This is a genomic window from Pseudomonas sp. OV546, assembly GCF_900116845.1.
In the GTDB taxonomy this organism is placed as follows: Bacteria; Pseudomonadota; Gammaproteobacteria; order Pseudomonadales; family Pseudomonadaceae; genus Aquipseudomonas; species Aquipseudomonas petroselini.
Window position 1 is genome coordinate 166,486 of the sequence record NZ_FPCE01000014.1, and the last position, 15,326, is coordinate 181,811.

General features: G+C 59.5%; 15 protein-coding genes. 10 read left to right on the forward strand and 5 right to left on the reverse strand.

Annotated features, from left to right (window positions below; genetic code table 11):
* The first annotated feature begins 35 nt into the window (after positions 1–35).
* Entirely contained in the window at positions 36–1,607 is a 1,572-nt protein-coding gene (locus tag BM403_RS26175) for an aldehyde dehydrogenase (NADP(+)) (RefSeq protein WP_093545799.1), read from the forward strand.
* A gap of 3 nt (positions 1,608–1,610) precedes the next feature.
* Positions 1,611–2,849 (forward strand): NAD(P)/FAD-dependent oxidoreductase, encoded by a 1,239-nt coding sequence (locus BM403_RS26180; RefSeq protein ID WP_093545802.1) that lies wholly within the window; start codon positions 1,611–1,613, stop codon positions 2,847–2,849.
* Positions 2,850–3,021: 172 nt separating this feature from the next.
* Here BM403_RS26180 and BM403_RS26185 read toward each other — a convergent pair whose 3' ends face one another.
* The 3 genes from BM403_RS26185 to BM403_RS31955 form a co-directional block, all read right to left on the reverse strand.
* Positions 3,022–4,002: a GlxA family transcriptional regulator gene (locus BM403_RS26185; RefSeq protein WP_043205407.1), complete on the reverse strand. Its 981-nt coding sequence runs from the start codon at positions 4,000–4,002 to the stop codon at positions 3,022–3,024.
* A gap of 341 nt (positions 4,003–4,343) precedes the next feature.
* On the reverse strand, positions 4,344–4,952 hold the full coding sequence (locus BM403_RS26190) for a LysE family translocator (protein ID WP_093545805.1): 609 nt from the start codon (positions 4,950–4,952) through the stop codon (positions 4,344–4,346).
* A gap of 307 nt (positions 4,953–5,259) precedes the next feature.
* On the reverse strand, positions 5,260–5,427 hold the full coding sequence (locus BM403_RS31955) for a hypothetical protein (RefSeq protein ID WP_175538108.1): 168 nt from the start codon (positions 5,425–5,427) through the stop codon (positions 5,260–5,262).
* A 253-nt stretch (positions 5,428–5,680) separates the two neighbouring features.
* On the opposite strand from BM403_RS31955, the gene gcvA reads away from it, so the two are divergent.
* From gcvA to BM403_RS26210, 4 genes are all read left to right on the forward strand, one after another.
* A complete protein-coding gene (gcvA, locus tag BM403_RS26195) occupies positions 5,681–6,586 on the forward strand; it encodes a transcriptional regulator GcvA (RefSeq protein WP_093545808.1) in 906 nt (301 codons plus the stop codon).
* A 75-nt stretch (positions 6,587–6,661) separates the two neighbouring features.
* Complete coding sequence (locus BM403_RS26200; protein ID WP_093545811.1) at positions 6,662–7,489, forward strand: DMT family transporter; 828 nt, start codon at positions 6,662–6,664, stop codon at positions 7,487–7,489.
* Between the two features lie 29 nt (positions 7,490–7,518).
* A complete protein-coding gene (locus BM403_RS26205) occupies positions 7,519–8,280 on the forward strand; it encodes an SDR family oxidoreductase (protein ID WP_093545814.1) in 762 nt (253 codons plus the stop codon).
* Positions 8,281–8,322: 42 nt separating this feature from the next.
* Complete coding sequence (locus BM403_RS26210) at positions 8,323–8,577, forward strand: hypothetical protein (protein ID WP_093545817.1); 255 nt, start codon at positions 8,323–8,325, stop codon at positions 8,575–8,577.
* A 312-nt stretch (positions 8,578–8,889) separates the two neighbouring features.
* On the opposite strand, the gene BM403_RS31715 is transcribed toward BM403_RS26210, so the two are convergent.
* Both BM403_RS31715 and BM403_RS26215 read right to left on the reverse strand, forming a co-directional pair.
* Positions 8,890–9,213: a hypothetical protein gene (locus BM403_RS31715; protein ID WP_139238003.1), complete on the reverse strand. Its 324-nt coding sequence runs from the start codon at positions 9,211–9,213 to the stop codon at positions 8,890–8,892.
* 356 nt (positions 9,214–9,569) lie between these two features.
* The gene (locus tag BM403_RS26215; protein ID WP_093545820.1) at positions 9,570–10,181 is read right to left on the reverse strand and encodes a TetR/AcrR family transcriptional regulator; all 612 of its coding nucleotides are present in this window, start codon (positions 10,179–10,181) and stop codon (positions 9,570–9,572) included.
* 166 nt (positions 10,182–10,347) lie between these two features.
* Here BM403_RS26215 and BM403_RS26220 point away from each other — a divergent pair, with 166 nt between their 5' ends.
* The 4 genes from BM403_RS26220 (at position 10,348) to BM403_RS26235 (ending at position 14,470) form a co-directional block, all read left to right on the forward strand.
* Positions 10,348–11,448: an alkene reductase gene (locus BM403_RS26220; RefSeq protein ID WP_093545823.1), complete on the forward strand. Its 1,101-nt coding sequence runs from the start codon at positions 10,348–10,350 to the stop codon at positions 11,446–11,448.
* 52 nt (positions 11,449–11,500) lie between these two features.
* Positions 11,501–12,289, forward strand: a complete 789-nt coding sequence (locus BM403_RS26225; protein WP_093545826.1) for an SDR family NAD(P)-dependent oxidoreductase — start codon at positions 11,501–11,503, stop codon at positions 12,287–12,289.
* A 308-nt stretch (positions 12,290–12,597) separates the two neighbouring features.
* Entirely contained in the window at positions 12,598–13,596 is a 999-nt protein-coding gene (locus tag BM403_RS26230) for an NADP-dependent oxidoreductase (protein WP_093545829.1), read from the forward strand.
* Between the two features lie 61 nt (positions 13,597–13,657).
* Entirely contained in the window at positions 13,658–14,470 is an 813-nt protein-coding gene (locus tag BM403_RS26235; RefSeq protein ID WP_093545832.1) for an oxidoreductase, read from the forward strand.
* The last annotated feature ends 856 nt before the right edge of the window (positions 14,471–15,326 follow it).

Consider the following 15,326-nt stretch of genomic DNA (forward strand, 5'->3'; position numbering starts at 1 on the left):
CGCAGCGGCCACCCTCTTTTTTCCAGGACGATTCCATGACTCTGACAGGCAAGATGCTGATCGGTCAGCACGCCACTGGCGGCAATCGCGAGCCCATCCGGGCGATCAATCCCGCCACCGACACAGCCTTGGAGCCGGCTTACCAGGGCGGCGACGGCGAACAGGTCGCGCAGGCATGCGCCTTGGCGTGGGCAGCGTTTGATGGGTACCGCGAGACATCGCTGGAAGCGCGCGCAGAGCTGCTTGAAGCCATCGCCGCGCAGATCGAAACATTGGGCGATGAGCTGATCGACCGCGCCGTTGCCGAAACCGGCCTGCCCCGCGCGCGCATTCAAGGCGAACGCGGGCGCACCTGCGGGCAACTGCGCACGTTCGCCCGCACCGTCCGCGCCGGGGAATGGCTGGATGTGCGGGTCGATACCGCGCAACCGCAGCGCCAGCCGCTGCCCCGGCCAGACCTGCGTCAGCGCCACATCGCGTTGGGCCCGGTGGCCGTGTTTGGCGCGAGCAACTTTCCGCTGGCGTTTTCCGTGGCCGGAGGCGACACCGCCTCAGCGTTGGCGGCCGGGTGCCCGGTGATTATCAAGGCCCATGGTGCGCACCCTGGCACCAGCGAACGGGTCGGCCGAGCGGTGGCTCAGGCGGTCAAAGCATGTGGGCTGCCGGAGGGTGTGTTCTCGCTGTTGTACGGTTCGGGCCGCGAGGTCGGCATTGCGCTGGTCACCGACCCGCGTATCAAGGCCGTCGGCTTTACCGGTTCTCGCAGCGGCGGCCTTGCGCTGATCCAAGCGGCGCAGGCGCGGCCGGAGCCGATTCCGGTGTACGCGGAAATGAGTTCGATCAATCCGGTGTACCTGTTCCCGGCGGCGTTGGCAGCCAGGGCTGAGGCGTTGGCCGAAGGTTTTGTCGCTTCGTTGACCCAAGGCGCCGGGCAATTCTGCACCAACCCGGGACTGGTGATAGGGGTACAAGGGCCCGCTTTGGATCGCTTTATCAAGGCTGCGGGTGAACGGCTGCCGACCTGTGCAGCACAGACCATGCTGACACCGGGGATTGCCAGTGCCTACGCTTCAGGGGTGGCGGCAATGACGGAACACGCCGAGGTCGCCGCCAAGGGGCTGGCGGCAGAAGGTCCTAACCAAGGCCAGGCGCATCTGTTCGTGACGCAGGCACAGGCTTTTTTGGCCAATGAACACCTGCAAGCCGAGGTCTTTGGCGCGGCCTCCTTGATGGTCGTCTGCGCCGATGCCGAGGAAGTCCGCCAGGTTTCCGAGCATCTCGAAGGTCAACTCACGGCCACTCTGCACCTGGACGAAACCGATTTGCCAGACGCCAAGGCCCTGTTGCCGGTGCTTGAGCGCAAGGCCGGCCGCCTGCTGGTCAACGGCTGGCCGACCGGCGTGGAAGTGTGTGATGCCATGGTCCACGGCGGTCCGTTCCCGGCCACCTCGGATTCGCGCAGCACGTCGGTAGGCACGGCGGCGATCCAGCGTTTTTTGCGCCCCGTGTGTTATCAGAATTTCCCCGATGCGTTGCTGCCCGCCGCGCTCCAGCACGGCAACCCTTTGCTGCTGCGGCGCTTGCTTGACGGCCAGAGGGAGGCATAGGCGATGTCCGATCCCGATATCGTAGTGGTCGGCGCCGGTATTATCGGCGTCGCCTGCGCGCTGCAACTGGCGCGCCTCGGTCGGCACGTGGTGGTGGTTGACCAGCAGGCACCCGGCAGGGGCGCCTCCTATGGCAACGCCGGGCACTTGGCCACAGAACAGGTGTTCCCGATTGCCGACGTGTCGATCCTCAAGCGCTTGCCCGGCATGCTGCTGGACCCCATGGGCCCATTGCGCCTGGATTGGAAATACCTGCCTCACGCCCTGCCCTGGTTCCTGCGCCTGCTGTGGAACCTGCGTCCGGCGAGCTATCAGCGCACGGTCGCGGGTATACGCACGCTCAATGAAGGCAGCCTGGGCGCCTGGCAGCGCTTGCTGCACAGCATCGGGCGCCCGCAGTTGCTGCGCGAGGATGGCTCGCTGCTGGTGTTTGAACAGGCCGACTCACGCCCGGCCCTTGAGGCCCTGCAACGGCGCATGCAGCAACAGCAAGTGCCCGTGGCGTTCTGTTCTGGCGATGCCATTCGCCAGGCCGCGCCGCAACTGAGCGAGCACCTCCAGGGCGGGCTGTTTTTCCCCGGCACCGGGCACTTTATCGACCCTTACCACGTGGTGTGCGAACTGGTCCAGGCCGCCAAGGCCCAGGGCGTGCAATTCCTCCAGCGCGAGGTGAAGGACGCACGCCTTGAGGAACATGGCGTCTCACTGACCACCGATCAGGGCCCCTTGAGCGCCCGCCAGGTACTCATCGCCTGCGGCGCCCACTCGGCCAAACTCACCGCCGCGCTCACCGGCAAAAAAATCCCGCTGGACACAGAACGCGGCTACCACCTGATGCTGCCCCACGAGCAGCATCGCCTGCCATTCGCCGTCACCTCCCTGGAGCGCAAATTCATCATGACCCCCATGACCGACGGCCTGCGCCTGGCCGGCACCGTCGAATTCGCCGGCCTCGACCGCCCGCCGAACATGCAACGCGCCTGGCAACTGCATCGGCTGAGCAAGGGGTTGTTCCGCGATGATTTGAGTGCACGGGATGCCACCCCGTGGATGGGGTTTCGGCCGTCGTTACCGGATTCGCTGCCGATTATTGATCGGGTGTGTGAAGGGAAAGTGTTGCTTGCGTTTGGGCATCAGCATTTGGGGCTGACGCAGGCGGCGGTGACGGCGGAGATGGTGCGAGAGTTGGCGGGTAAGGATCAAGTGCAGTCACTCACGCCTTATCGTCTGGACCGATTCTGACAACAGCACACGCAGCCTATGTACTGAGCGGGCTTGCCCCGCGCTGGGCTGCGCAGCAGCCCCAAAACCAGACGGTGAGGAGCACCTGACACACCGCATTTTGTATTGATTGGGGCTGCTGCGCAGCCCGGCGCGGGGCAAGCCCGCTCACCACAGGAGGAATCGAGTGCAATCACTTCACCAACCGCTTCTCCTTGGAGGGGCGATATCCGAAATACGAGCTATAGCACTTGCTGAAATGACTCGGCGAAACAAACCCGCACGCCACCAACACCTCCACCTGTGACAGCTCGGTGTGCTGCAACAGCCGCCGCGCTTCGGTCACGCGCAGTTCCATGTAGTAGCGCTGCGGTGTCGTGCCCAGTTGTTCCTTGAACAGGCGCTCCAGTTGGCGGCGCGAGCGGCCGGCGTAGACGGCCAGTTGGTCCAGTTCCAGGGGTTCTTCGAGGTTGGCGTCCATCAGCTTCACCACCTCACGCAGGGGCGCACTGACGCTGACGTTTTCGGTGGGTTTGATCCGCCGGTAACGTGACTCTTCGAAAGCCAGGATGTCTTCGATGCCTTCGACCAGTGCCTTGTCGTGCAGCCCCTTGATCCAGTCCAACGCCATGTGGAACGCGCCGGAGGGGCTTGAAGCCGTGAGGCGGTCGCGGTCAATCACGTAGGGTTCGCTGGTCACGTGCGCAGCCTTGGACACTTCGGCCAGGGCTGGGCGGTGTTCAGGGTGGATGGCGCAGCGATAGCCTTGCAACAAGCCGGCGCGGCCGAGGAACCAGGCGCCATTCCACAGACCGGCGAGGCCGATACCGTGCTCGGCGGCGGTACGCAGCAGGTGGATGAGGTCTTCACTGGCCTTGAGTTCAGTACGGAAACCGCCGCAGACCACCAACAGTTCCAGGTCTTGCAGGGCCGCCCCATCAAGGCGCGCGTCGGGGCGGATTACCAGGCCCAGGTCGCTGATGACTTCGCCATCGTCCAAACCGAAGGTGCGCGAGGCGAACAGTTCGGGGCGCAGCAGGTTGGCGGTAACCACCGTGTCGAGGGTCTGGGTAAATGCGGGCAAGGAGAAGTGTTCGAGCAACAGGAAGCCAACGCGAGTGACCGAGGCCGGCTGCTGGGTTTCATTGAGGTAGCGCAGGTTTTTGCCTTTCATGCCACCGCTGAATTGACGTCTTTCCATCGAGGGTTTGCCCACTCTTATTGTTGATGCAATGTGCACCATCTTAGGGGCAAACACGTGAGTTGTCTCAGGCGCTGATCTTGAGCAAACCGCAACCGCATCAAGCCCGCAGCAGAACAGTGGCAACGGCATCTGATACGGTTTTTTCTTCGCTATCTGCGTCTGTATCGAAACACTGTTTGGGCGGACAATAGCGCCATTCCTACCCCCTTCCCTTCGGAGGCCTTATGACCAAGATGGCACTTTTCCTGTTCGGCTTTTTGGTGTTGACCATCGGCATCGGCCTGCTGGCGACCATCTCCCCCGTGTGACGCTCAACCGGCAAACAACATCGGGTACAGCGACAGCACCAGCAGCCCCGCCATCGACACATTGAAGAACCTCAGCCAGCGCGGCTCACGCAACACGTTGCGCAAGCCGCTGCCACACCCGACCCACACACACACGCTGGGCAAGTTGACCACGGCGAACACCAGTGCAATCACCAGCACATTGGTGACGTAGCCTTCGGCCGGCGTATAGGTGGTGATAGCGCCCAACGCCATGATCCAGGCCTTGGGATTCACCCACTGGAACGCCGCCGCGCCGAGGAACGTCATCGGCTTGCCCTGCGCATCATCGCTGTCGGACATACCGCCCGCCGTCGCGATCTTCCACGCCAGGTACAACAGGTACGCCGCGCCGACGTAGCGCAACACCGTGTACGCCCATGGGAACAGCTTGAACACCTCGCCCAACCCCAGGCCCACCGAGATCACCAGCAGCATGAACCCGATACTGATCCCCAGCGCATGAGGCATCGACCGGCGGAACCCGAAGTTCACGCCAGAGGCGAGCAGCATGGTGTTATTGGGGCCTGGCGTGATCGAGGACACGAAGGCGAACAGTACAAAGGCTGACAACAGGCTGGTAGACATGAACATGACGCGGCATCCGAACACAGGTGATAGGCCTGTGACAGTAAAGGCTTATGGACCGCCCTGACCCGTACAGCCACAGTACGATTAAGGCATACACTTTTTTGCCAAAGCTTTCACAAACCTTTCACAGATGGGCGCCTATGGTGAATCCAGCTCCTAATGAACATCCTTTTAGCCCGCGCTCCCCACGCGGGCTTTTCTTTGCCTGGGATTTGTCACGCTGGAATAAACGCCTCGGCCCAAACTGCGATTGGCAGGCAAAAAAAGGGCAAGCCATTCGTCATGGCTTGCCGCTATTTTTGCCTGTCCGTTAACGCGGACCGCCACCACCGCCTGGGCCACCTGGGCCACCGCCCTGACCATGCCCGCCACCATGACCACCACCGCCACCTCCCGGTGGCATGAATATCCAGCAGCCCGACAAGGTCGACAACAACGCGACAACCACAGCCGCCTTGGTTAGATAACTCAACTTCATGACCACACTCTCTTACTTGACGAGATTAACTTCTCGCTGGATATGACAGTGCGAACCGCAAGGCGTCACGGCTATCGTGTAACGCGATGGTAGGGTTTGTATGCGTGACGGTACAACGTGAAGACCGTTGCAGGGTTGCCTCAGCCCTTTGCGCAGACCTGGCAACCGTGAGGTCGAGTCAAGGTACGCCAATCAACTACCATGAGCCTTCATTCATGGAAACGATTTCCACCAGACTCGCCGGGGCCCACTCATGAGAGACCTACCGCCAACCGCTACGCTGCGCGCTTTCGAAGTTGCCACCCGGCACGCGACCTTCACCTCGGCTTCAGAGGAGTTGCATGTAACCCAGAGCGCCGTCAGTCATCAGTTGAAGCACCTCGAAGACCTCTGGGGCCTGCAGCTGTTCCAGCGTGGCAAGTCGTTGCGGTTGACCCCCGCCGGTGCGGCGCTGGCACCCATCGTGCGCGAGTTTTTCATGAACCTGGAGGCCACACTGTCTGACCTCAGGGAACAAAAAGGCAGGGTCCGGCTCAAGGTCAGCGCCACCTACTCCTTCGCCCTGAAATGGTTGCTCCCGAGGTTGCCGAGCTTGTCGCAACAGCATCCGGAGATTCTGATCACGCTGGAGACCAGCGACAAAGCAATCACGTTTTCCAGCGCAGATTCAGACGTAGCGATCCGCCTGGGCAATGGTAATTACCCCGGCCTGCACTCGGAGTTCATGCTCAGGGAGCAGATATTTCCGGTGGCCAGCCCTGACCTGCTCAACCGCTTTGGCACCCCGCAGGAGCCCGCCGAGCTGTTGCGTTACCCGCTGCTGACGCGCGACGGCGCAGACTTGGTGCCCAAGTGGGAAGCCTGGTTTGAACACGTCGGCGTCGGGAGTTGCGCGCTCAACGAAAGCGTCAGGTTTGCTGATACCAACATGACCATTGAGGCGGCATTACTGGGCCATGGCATTGCCTTGGCGCGTAGCGGCCACGTCGAAGCTGAAATCAACGACGGCCGCTTGGTGAGGCTGTTTGAGGTGCCGTTCGCTTCACCGGTCGCCTACTTTTTTGTCTGCCCCAAAGGGGTCGAATCCCAGCCTCACATCATCAGTTTCCGTCACTGGCTGCTGGCCGAATCAGTCCAAGCCCAGCAGCGCTATCGATAAAGCATGAATAATCACTCATGCCAGGATGAACGGACTTCGCTTTCAGGCAAGCCATAATGTTACTTAATATGGCGCATGCCTTTTCCTATCGCTCTACTCATCCTCTTCGCCGCGCTCCTGCATGCCAGCTGGAACGCGCTGTTGCGCGCCGGCACCGACCGGCTGTGGTCAATGACCGTAATGTGCCTGGCGGTGGCCGTCGCCAGCACGGTCATTGCCTTGTTCCTCACGCCGCCCGCCGCCGCCAGTTGGCCGTACGCGGTCCTGTCGGGCGTGTTGCACGTCGGTTACAACCTGTTCCTGGTGCGCAGCTACAAAGTCGGCGACCTTGGGCAAACCTACCCGATTGCCCGTGGTTCCTCGCCCATTCTGATCACGCTGTTCGCCTTCGCATTCGCCGAGGAGACGGTCAGCGCAGGCGCGCTGATAGGCATCGTATTGGTGTCAGGTGGCATCATTTCACTGGCCTTCAAACAGCGCAGGCTGGCCGTCCCCAGCCTGCCTTACGCCTTGGGCACGGGCGTTTTCATTGCGGCCTACAGCGTGACGGACGGCATCGGCGCAAGGCTGTCCGACGCGCCGTTGGCCTATACCGCGTGGATGTGTGCGCTCTGGGGCATCATGATGCCCCTGGTTTACGTTGGCCTGCGCGGCACGCGCAGCCTGCTCACGCCGCGCCCAGGCTGCATCACGGCCTTCCTGGGAGGGCTGGTCTCCCTGCTGGCCTATGGCATCGTTATCTATGCCATGTCAGAGGCGCCGATGGGCGCCGTGTCGGCGTTACGCGAAACCAGCGTAGTGTTCGCGGCATTGATCGGTTATTACTTCCTGGGCGAGTCACTGACTGTCCGAAAAGTCCTCGCGTGCGTGGTCATTGCGACCGGCACGATCCTTATCGGCTGAACCCTCAGCCCTCCTAAAAGGCGCAAGCAATGGATACTGTCTCTTCAGCCCCCCTCATTTTGATCACAGGCGGCAGCCGAGGTGTCGGCGCGGCAACGGCGCGGCTGGCGGCTGCGCAAGGCTACGACGTGGCAATCAGCTTCGTCAGCAACGAGGCCGCCGCCCTCGGCGTGGTGGCCGATGTGCAAGCCTTGGGACGACGCGCCCTGGCCATTCGCGCCGACAGTGCAGACCCAGAACAGGTCGCCCACCTGTTCGCCGCCATTGACGAGACGTTTGGACGTATCGACGTGCTGGTTAACAACGCCGCCATCATTGCGCTTCAATCGCGCTTCGAAGACCTCGACTTCGCCCGTATGCAACGCATTTTCGCAATCAATGCCATCGGCCCGATGCTGTGCGCACAGCAGGCCGTGAAACGCATGTCGCTGCGCCACAACGGCAAGGGCGGCAGCGTGATCAACGTGTCCTCGGGCGCCGCCCGGCTTGGCAGCCCGAACGAATATGTCGACTACGCCGCCTCTAAGGGTGCTCTGGAGACGTTCACCATCGGGCTGTCCAAGGAAGTCGCGCGCGAAGGCATACGCGTCAACTGCGTACGCCCGGGGCACATCTACACCGACATGCACGCCAGCGGCGGCGAACCTGGCCGTGTGGATCGCGTCAAGGACAGCATTCCAATGGGCCGGGGCGGAGAACCCGAAGAAGTGGCGCGGGCCGTGCTTTGGCTGGCCAGCTCAGAGGCGTCGTTTATCACCGGGACCTTTCTGGATGTGACTGGGGGGAAGTAACCTGTAACACGGGTGTCGGACAGAGATTGATGGGGGCAATAGATGGACGATTTGATACAAGGGCTCGATGGGCCCAGGACTGCACAGCAGGAATTGTTCTACGACCTGGAAGATGCGGCGGCGGTGATTGGGTGGTCGGTGGTTGAATTGACAGCGATGGCGGGTAGCGGCAGAACGCCGGATAAGGCCGTGGCGTTGATGAAAATATGCGCGTTGTTGGCCGCGCAGCAGAAAAAAATGGCGGTGTATGCGAGTGAGGTTAAGGACCAGCGGATCGTCAGGTCTGAGGGCATGTAAGCGCGCGGTCACACACTCAAGCAGGGCATTTACGGATGCCCTTTCCGTTGGAAGAAGGAATAGCGTTATTCCTGCTCAAGTGCGTGGAGCACAGCGCTGAAGGCGATAACTGAAATCTGCCAGCATGGCCTGATAAAGCAGCACACTTAGCACTTGCCAGTAGGTGCTGCTTATCGATTCATACCGCCGAGTTGATCCACTCCGGATGGACATTCATCAGGTTTCCAGGCGACTTTTTAACACCATTGCAACACACCCACCCATTATATAAATACAACCCAGGGTACTTGATAAAACTCACCGGCTTCACCGTCAGATACGCCGCATTGGTCCAACTTCCGTAGGCATAGAGATAGCTTGAATTTGTATAGGAAAGATACTCAGCGGTGCCACGGTGACAATATACCAATTACCCTCTCCATAATTCACCACCAGAAACAGAGACGCTTGTGTAATGTCCTCCGTGGTTTTTACATAACCTCCGACCATCTTAAGATACGTGTTGGGCACGGTCGAAAAATCTTTCAGGCGAGCCAACTGAGACGGCGGCACCGCCGCCTTATTGGAGCGTTCACCTGCTTGCGGCTTTGCTTCGGGTTTTCCTGTTCCCTCTGGCGATTGCAATCCGGTCGACATGTTGAAGTCCTTTCAGGAAGAGTCAGTATTTCGATGACGTACGGGAGAAGAATTAAAGAGCGTTTGACTTACAGCCCTCGTCCATTCCTCCTCGCCTGCGTCAGTCCTTGCCTATGCCGGTTGCAAACGCGGCACACTGCAGAGAAATAGTGATCAACCCTTTTCTCGTCCGATACTGTCAACGTTCACAGTACGCTAGACAGTTTCGCGATGAATAAGTACGTTAAAAGTACAAAAACGCCCAGACAATTAAAAACCCCGTACACGCTAATCCGGGGGGTTTCCGCAAGTGGCGGCCAAGGTAGAAATCGAACCGCCACAGGCAGACATGCAACTCAACGTTTTAAATCTACAAATCAATCAGTGTCCTCTTGGCTGTTCCTAGGCTGCTTTTCCTCACCCAACGGCAACGACGCCACGATCTCAGCACGGCACGTTTCGAGTATTTCATCCGCCAGAGCAGAGTCATCCGGGCACGCCCGCGACAACATCACTGCGCCGATTGCATGCGCCAGCAGGTCGATCATTTTTGCGCGGACGTCTTGCTTCGTCGTATCCGGACCCGCCGGGTAATTTTCCTCGAGTGCTGCGAGGGTGCTCTCTACGCCGCTGGCGAAGGTCGCCTTTAACTCATCTGACTGGCGAGCAGCATCGCCACACAGCGCCGCCATGGTGCACCCGCCGCTCCTGCCGTCTCTGTGCTCGCGCGACACATACATGTTGACGAACCCCGTAACGTCGAGGTGGCAGGTATTGGCCAGGGATTGCGAAAGGCTGTTTTCAGCGGCCTCGGCCATCAAGTCTGCTTTGGAACCGAAGTGTTTGTAGAACCCTCCCTGGGTAAAACCGGCAGTCGCCATCAGCTCTGCCACCCCGACGCCATCGTAGCCACGCTCACGAAACAGCGCTGACGCCGTCTCCACAATATGAGCCCGGTTGGCGATGGATTGCGTTTTGGTGATCTTCATTTTGCGCTCCTGTGCCTCCTGAACAATGGCCTGACTATACTCTGATGTCAGTCATAATCAAAAACGTTGACATCTTTGATTATGATCGACATCATAAATTCCGTACTGCAAGCCTCTGCCATTGCGGCGCAGGTCGCCGTCATTGATCAACGAGTATGGAATCGATATGAACGACAAGACCTTGTTTGAACCCTACACGCTCGGCTCACTGACGCTTTCCAACAGAATCGTAATGGCACCGCTGACGCGGAACCGTGCGGGCGCGGGCTTTGTTCCGAGCGAGCACGCTGCGACCTATTACAGCCAGAGAGCCTCTGCAGGCCTGTTGATTTCCGAGGCCACGCAGATCTCACAGCAGGGCCAGGGTTATCAAGACACCCCCGGGATTTATACGCAGGCGCAAATAGACGGATGGCGTTCTGTCACAGAAGCCGTTCACGCGAAGGGCGGACGTATTTTCCTGCAACTGTGGCATGTGGGGCGCGTGTCCCATACCGACCTTCAGGAAAATGGCACAGCACCGGTTGCGCCCTCTGCGCTCCGTGCAGCGACGAAGGTGTTCGTCAACAATCGTTTCGTGGATGTTTCTGAACCTCGGGCGCTCGACATCAGCGAACTGCCCGGCATCGTGGGCGACTTTCGTCGCGCCGCGTTAAACGCAATTGCGGCTGGTTTTGATGGTGTAGAAATCCATGGTGCGAACGGCTATTTACTTGACCAGTTCCTCAAGGACGGCGCGAATGTGCGCACGGATGCCTACGGTGGCTCGGTTGAAAATCGTGCGCGCTTGTTGCTGGAGGTTGCGGCGGCGGTAGTGAGCGAAGTCGGTGCTGAGCGCACGGGCATCCGCCTATCGCCAGTGTCGCCGGCCAATGGGGTGTCCAGCACCGACCCGCAAGCCCAATTCGATTACCTCGTCGATCAACTCAACGCCCTCGGCCTGGCTTACCTGCATGTGGTCGAAGGCGCCACTGGCGGGCCTCGCGACGTGGCGCCCTTCGACTTCGGCGCCTTACGCCAACGCATCAATAACACCTACATCGCCAACAATGGCTACGACCTGAACCTGGCCACCTCGACACTGATTGAAGACAAAGCCGACCTCATTGCCTTCGGCCGTCCGTTCATTGCCAACCCTGATTTGGTAGAGCGACTCCAGACCGATGCAGCTTTATCCGCCTTTGATCCGGCCACCCTGTATGGCGGCGGCGCCGCGGGCTACATCGACTACCCGCCACTCACTGAAAGCGGCCAACGCCACCCCTGAACGTCACCTTCGCGAACGTTCCCGCCCTACATCCACAACAGAGAATCAAGCCATGAGCCTCCCTAACACCGTCCTCATCACCGGCGCCTCCACGGGCATCGGCGCCACCTATGCCGAGCGCTTCGCGCAACGCGGCCACGACCTCATCCTGGTCGCCCGCGACAAAAATCGACTGGAGGCGTTGGCAGCGCAACTGCGCGATAAACACAAGGTCGCCATCGAGGTACTTCAGGCTGACTTGACCCACAGCGGCGACCTGACGGTTGTCGAAACGCGCCTGCGCGAGGATGCCAGCATTGGCATCCTGGTAAACAATGCGGGTGCCGCGCAATCCGGTAGCTTTATCGAACAGTCCACCGACAGCGTTGCTCAACTGGTGACGCTCAACACGACCGCGCTGGTGCGACTGGCCAGCGCCATCGCCCCTCGCCTGGCCCAGGCCGGGGACGGCGCGATTATCAACATAGGTTCAGTGGTGGGCCTGGCGCCGGAGTTCGGCATGACGGTCTACGGCGCGACCAAGGCCTTTGTACTGTTTCTATCACAAGGCATGAGCCTGGAATTGACGCCCAAAGGCGTCTACGTGCAAGCCGTCTTGCCAGCCGCCACGCGTACCGAGATCTGGGAACGTGCAGGCATCGACATCAATACCCTGACTGACGTGATGGAGGTCGGCGATCTGGTCGACGCGGCGCTGGTGGGTTTTGATCGTCGCGAGACCGTGACGATTCCTCCCTTGCAGGATGCCGCCCGCTGGGATGCCTTGCAGGCTGCACGTCAGGGTTTACTGGCGCAGATTCGACAATCCGATGTCGCCGAGCGATACACCGCCACTGCATAAATACGACCCATATCAAGGGGCTGCCATGCCTAATGCCAGTCATTTAAGGGCGAGCACCGTACCTGTGGCGAGGGCGCTTGCTCCCTCTGGGTCGCGAAGCGGCCCCAGCTCTTTGTTTCAAAAGACTGGGACTGCTGCGCAGTCCAGCGGGAGCAAGCGCCCTCGCCACGGGTTACTTTTCGCTCTTGCTGCTTCTTAACTGACTGGCATTAGGCTGCCATGCCCCTTTTTCACACCAGATCTTGACGCGGATCCCTGAATAACTGAGGCGGTCAAGTTCCATTGAACGCCATGAGAGCTGAATCAAAATGAAGGCATTCTCGATCGACCGTTACGGCAAAAAGAATGGACGCATCAGCGAAGTGCCCGCCCCTGAAGTGGGTGCCCATGACGTGCTTGTTCAGGTGCATGCCACAAGCGTCAACCTGCTCGACGCGAAGATCAGGACGGGCGAATTCAAACTGATCCTGCCGTACTCATTCCCGCTGATATTGGGTAATGACCTGGCGGGGGTGGTGGTCCGCGTCGGGGCCTCCGTGCGGCGCTTCAAGCCGGGTGATGAGGTGTACGCACGGCCTCCTCAGGCGCGCATAGGCACCTTCGCGGAACTGATTGCGGTAGATGAAAACGCACTGGCATTGAAACCTGAAAACCTCAGCATGGAAGAGGCCGCCGCCCTCCCGCTGGTTGCGTTGACGGCCTGGCAAGTGCTGGTTGACAGCGCCAGGCTGAAACAGGGTCAGAAGGTCTTTATCCAAGCGGGCTCCGGCGGCGTTGGCAGCGTCGCTATCCAGCTCGCCAAGCACCTGGGTGCCTTTGTCGCGACGACCACCAGCACAGCTAACGTGGAGTGGGTCAAGGCACTCGGGGCAGACGTCGTGATTGACTACAAGACGCAAAAGTTTGAACAGGTTCTTCAGGATTACGACGTCGTATTAAACAGCCTGGGCGCGGATGAACTGGAAAAATCGCTGACCATTCTGAAGCCGGGAGGCCAACTGATATCCATCTCCGGGCCACCGACGCCGGCGTTTGCCCAGGCGCAAAAGTTACCCTGGGTAGTGGGCCTGGTGATGCGTCTGTTGAGCAGCGGTATTCGCAGGAAAGCGCGAAACAAGAAAGTCAGTTATGCGTTCGTATTTATGCGTGCCAGTGGCGCGCAACTGGACAAGATAACGGCGCTGGTTGAGTCCGGCAGTATCAAACCGGTGATCGACCGCACATTTACCTTCGACTCGACCGCCGACGCCTTGAGCTATGTCGAACAAGGAAGATCCAAGGGCAAAGTCATCATTAAAGTCAAATAACTATCCCCTCCTCTTCGTTCACGAAAGACGTTGTGAGTGAGCCGCACACTTGGAGTAGCAAATGAGTACATCTTCCGAAAGAACCGCGATTGTGACCGGCGCCTCATCGGGCATTGGTCGCGCGACCGCTGAGGCGCTGGTACGGGCGGGATACACCGTGTTCGGCACGAGCCGCAAGGCCACCGGCACGCCAACCCAGGTGACCATGCTCGTCTGTGATGTGACCGATGACGACGCTGTCAGCGCCCTCGTCTCCACTGTACTTGCGCGGACTGGGCGGATCGACCTTCTGGTCAATAATGCTGGCGTTGGCCTGCTGGGTGGCGCGGAAGAGTTCTCGATCTCGCAGGTGCAGGCACTGTTCGACGTCAACCTGTTCGGCGTGATCCGCATGACCCATGCGGTCTTACCGTCGATGCGGGCAAATGGCCAAGGCCGCATCATCAATATCGGATCGATCCTGGGGTTAGTGCCCGCGCCCTACTCCGCTCATTACTCAGCGGTCAAACACGCGCTCGAGGGCTATTCGGAATCCCTTGATCACGAGGTGCGCGCCTTCAATATCCGAGTCTCGATTATCGAGCCGGCATTCGTAAGAACCGTCTTCGATCAGAACGGCATAGAACCGGACTCACCGCTGAAGGAGTACGACCAGGCGCGCGCCGGGTTCAAGGCGCTGCTGGCCGATGTGATGCCCAACGCCGATCGTCCAGAAGTCGTAGCGACGGTAGTCGTAGAAGCGGCGAGCGATATTCACCCCAAGCTTCGCTACACGGCCGGGAAGGCAGCGAAACAAATCAGCCTGCTGCGCCGCTTCGCTCCCGCCGGGGTGTTTGATAAGAGCTTGCGCAAGCAATTCCGGTTGCCGGTTTGAATCCTGGGTCTCATGACGCGCCTGCGAAACCTGTGTAGTCGAGGCAGCCGACTCTGTCCTGCTACATTTCGCCCTCCGCCACGGGGCGGGGTTGAGGAAGTGTTTCTCAAATCCCAGGCAATAAAAAACCCCGTAGACGTTAATCTACGGGGCTTTTAAGAGTGGAGGCCGAGGTCGGAATCGAACCGGCGTAGGCGGATTTGCAATCCACGAATATCCTCATTATTTTCAATAATTTATATGAGAATCTATTCCGCATCACCAACATTTACTCCTCGCTGGAGCCCTCTAAAATCGGGAGGTTCTATTTCGGTTGCGGAATGAATTTCTATGCTTCGTCGAGTACAGCCGAATAGCCCTACGGCTGGCCCTATCAAGCCTTCCATCCAAAGGTCTGAGATAGGGATTCGGACCCCTTCCTGCATTCATACAGGCAGCTATAGGCAAGCAATTACGGCTAATTGCTTGGTATTAGAAAGCGCAACGCGCGCCTACAGCAGCCCATTTTCTGCCCTAAAACGATGCGACTCCCCCCAATGCTCACATACGTTTCGCCTTCATGTATTGGGCTAGGAAATTTTTCGCTTTAGCCTTCTCGGCTTTCCGCGTTTTTTCCATCGCTTTGTTCGCCGCCTTCACTGCTTGCTCTGTGGACCGAGCAGACGCTTCCATTTGCTCCCGAATGATTGGAGGCTGACGTGCGAGTTCGTCCGGGTCAAGGATGGGAGTTTCCTCACGCGGCTGACCTATAGCCATAACGATCTGTAGTGGTCTAATGAAACCGGACACCCATTTAGGCGAGAATGCTCGCCAGATCGAGGTGTCAGATGACCAAACAACGCCGCTCCTTTACTCC

What these genes read in the sequence shown, in the direction of transcription:
- BM403_RS31715 (WP_139238003.1), bottom strand. Translation starts at nt 9,213, where the DNA reads ATGTCGACCGGATTGCAATCGCCAGAGGGAACAGGAAAACCCGAAGCA.
- BM403_RS26215 (WP_093545820.1), bottom strand. Translation starts at nt 10,181, where the DNA reads ATGAAGATCACCAAAACGCAATCCATCGCCAACCGGGCTCATATTGTG.
- BM403_RS26185 (WP_043205407.1), bottom strand. Translation starts at nt 4,002, where the DNA reads ATGAAAGGCAAAAACCTGCGCTACCTCAATGAAACCCAGCAGCCGGCC.
- BM403_RS26210 (WP_093545817.1), top strand. Translation starts at nt 8,323, where the DNA reads ATGGACGATTTGATACAAGGGCTCGATGGGCCCAGGACTGCACAGCAG.
- BM403_RS26200 (WP_093545811.1), top strand. Translation starts at nt 6,662, where the DNA reads ATGCCTTTTCCTATCGCTCTACTCATCCTCTTCGCCGCGCTCCTGCAT.
- BM403_RS26175 (WP_093545799.1), top strand. Translation starts at nt 36, where the DNA reads ATGACTCTGACAGGCAAGATGCTGATCGGTCAGCACGCCACTGGCGGC.
- BM403_RS26230 (WP_093545829.1), top strand. Translation starts at nt 12,598, where the DNA reads ATGAAGGCATTCTCGATCGACCGTTACGGCAAAAAGAATGGACGCATC.
- BM403_RS26220 (WP_093545823.1), top strand. Translation starts at nt 10,348, where the DNA reads ATGAACGACAAGACCTTGTTTGAACCCTACACGCTCGGCTCACTGACG.
- BM403_RS26190 (WP_093545805.1), bottom strand. Translation starts at nt 4,952, where the DNA reads ATGTTCATGTCTACCAGCCTGTTGTCAGCCTTTGTACTGTTCGCCTTC.
- BM403_RS31955 (WP_175538108.1), bottom strand. Translation starts at nt 5,427, where the DNA reads ATGAAGTTGAGTTATCTAACCAAGGCGGCTGTGGTTGTCGCGTTGTTG.
- BM403_RS26205 (WP_093545814.1), top strand. Translation starts at nt 7,519, where the DNA reads ATGGATACTGTCTCTTCAGCCCCCCTCATTTTGATCACAGGCGGCAGC.
- BM403_RS26180 (WP_093545802.1), top strand. Translation starts at nt 1,611, where the DNA reads ATGTCCGATCCCGATATCGTAGTGGTCGGCGCCGGTATTATCGGCGTC.
- BM403_RS26235 (WP_093545832.1), top strand. Translation starts at nt 13,658, where the DNA reads ATGAGTACATCTTCCGAAAGAACCGCGATTGTGACCGGCGCCTCATCG.
- gcvA (WP_093545808.1), top strand. Translation starts at nt 5,681, where the DNA reads ATGAGAGACCTACCGCCAACCGCTACGCTGCGCGCTTTCGAAGTTGCC.
- BM403_RS26225 (WP_093545826.1), top strand. Translation starts at nt 11,501, where the DNA reads ATGAGCCTCCCTAACACCGTCCTCATCACCGGCGCCTCCACGGGCATC.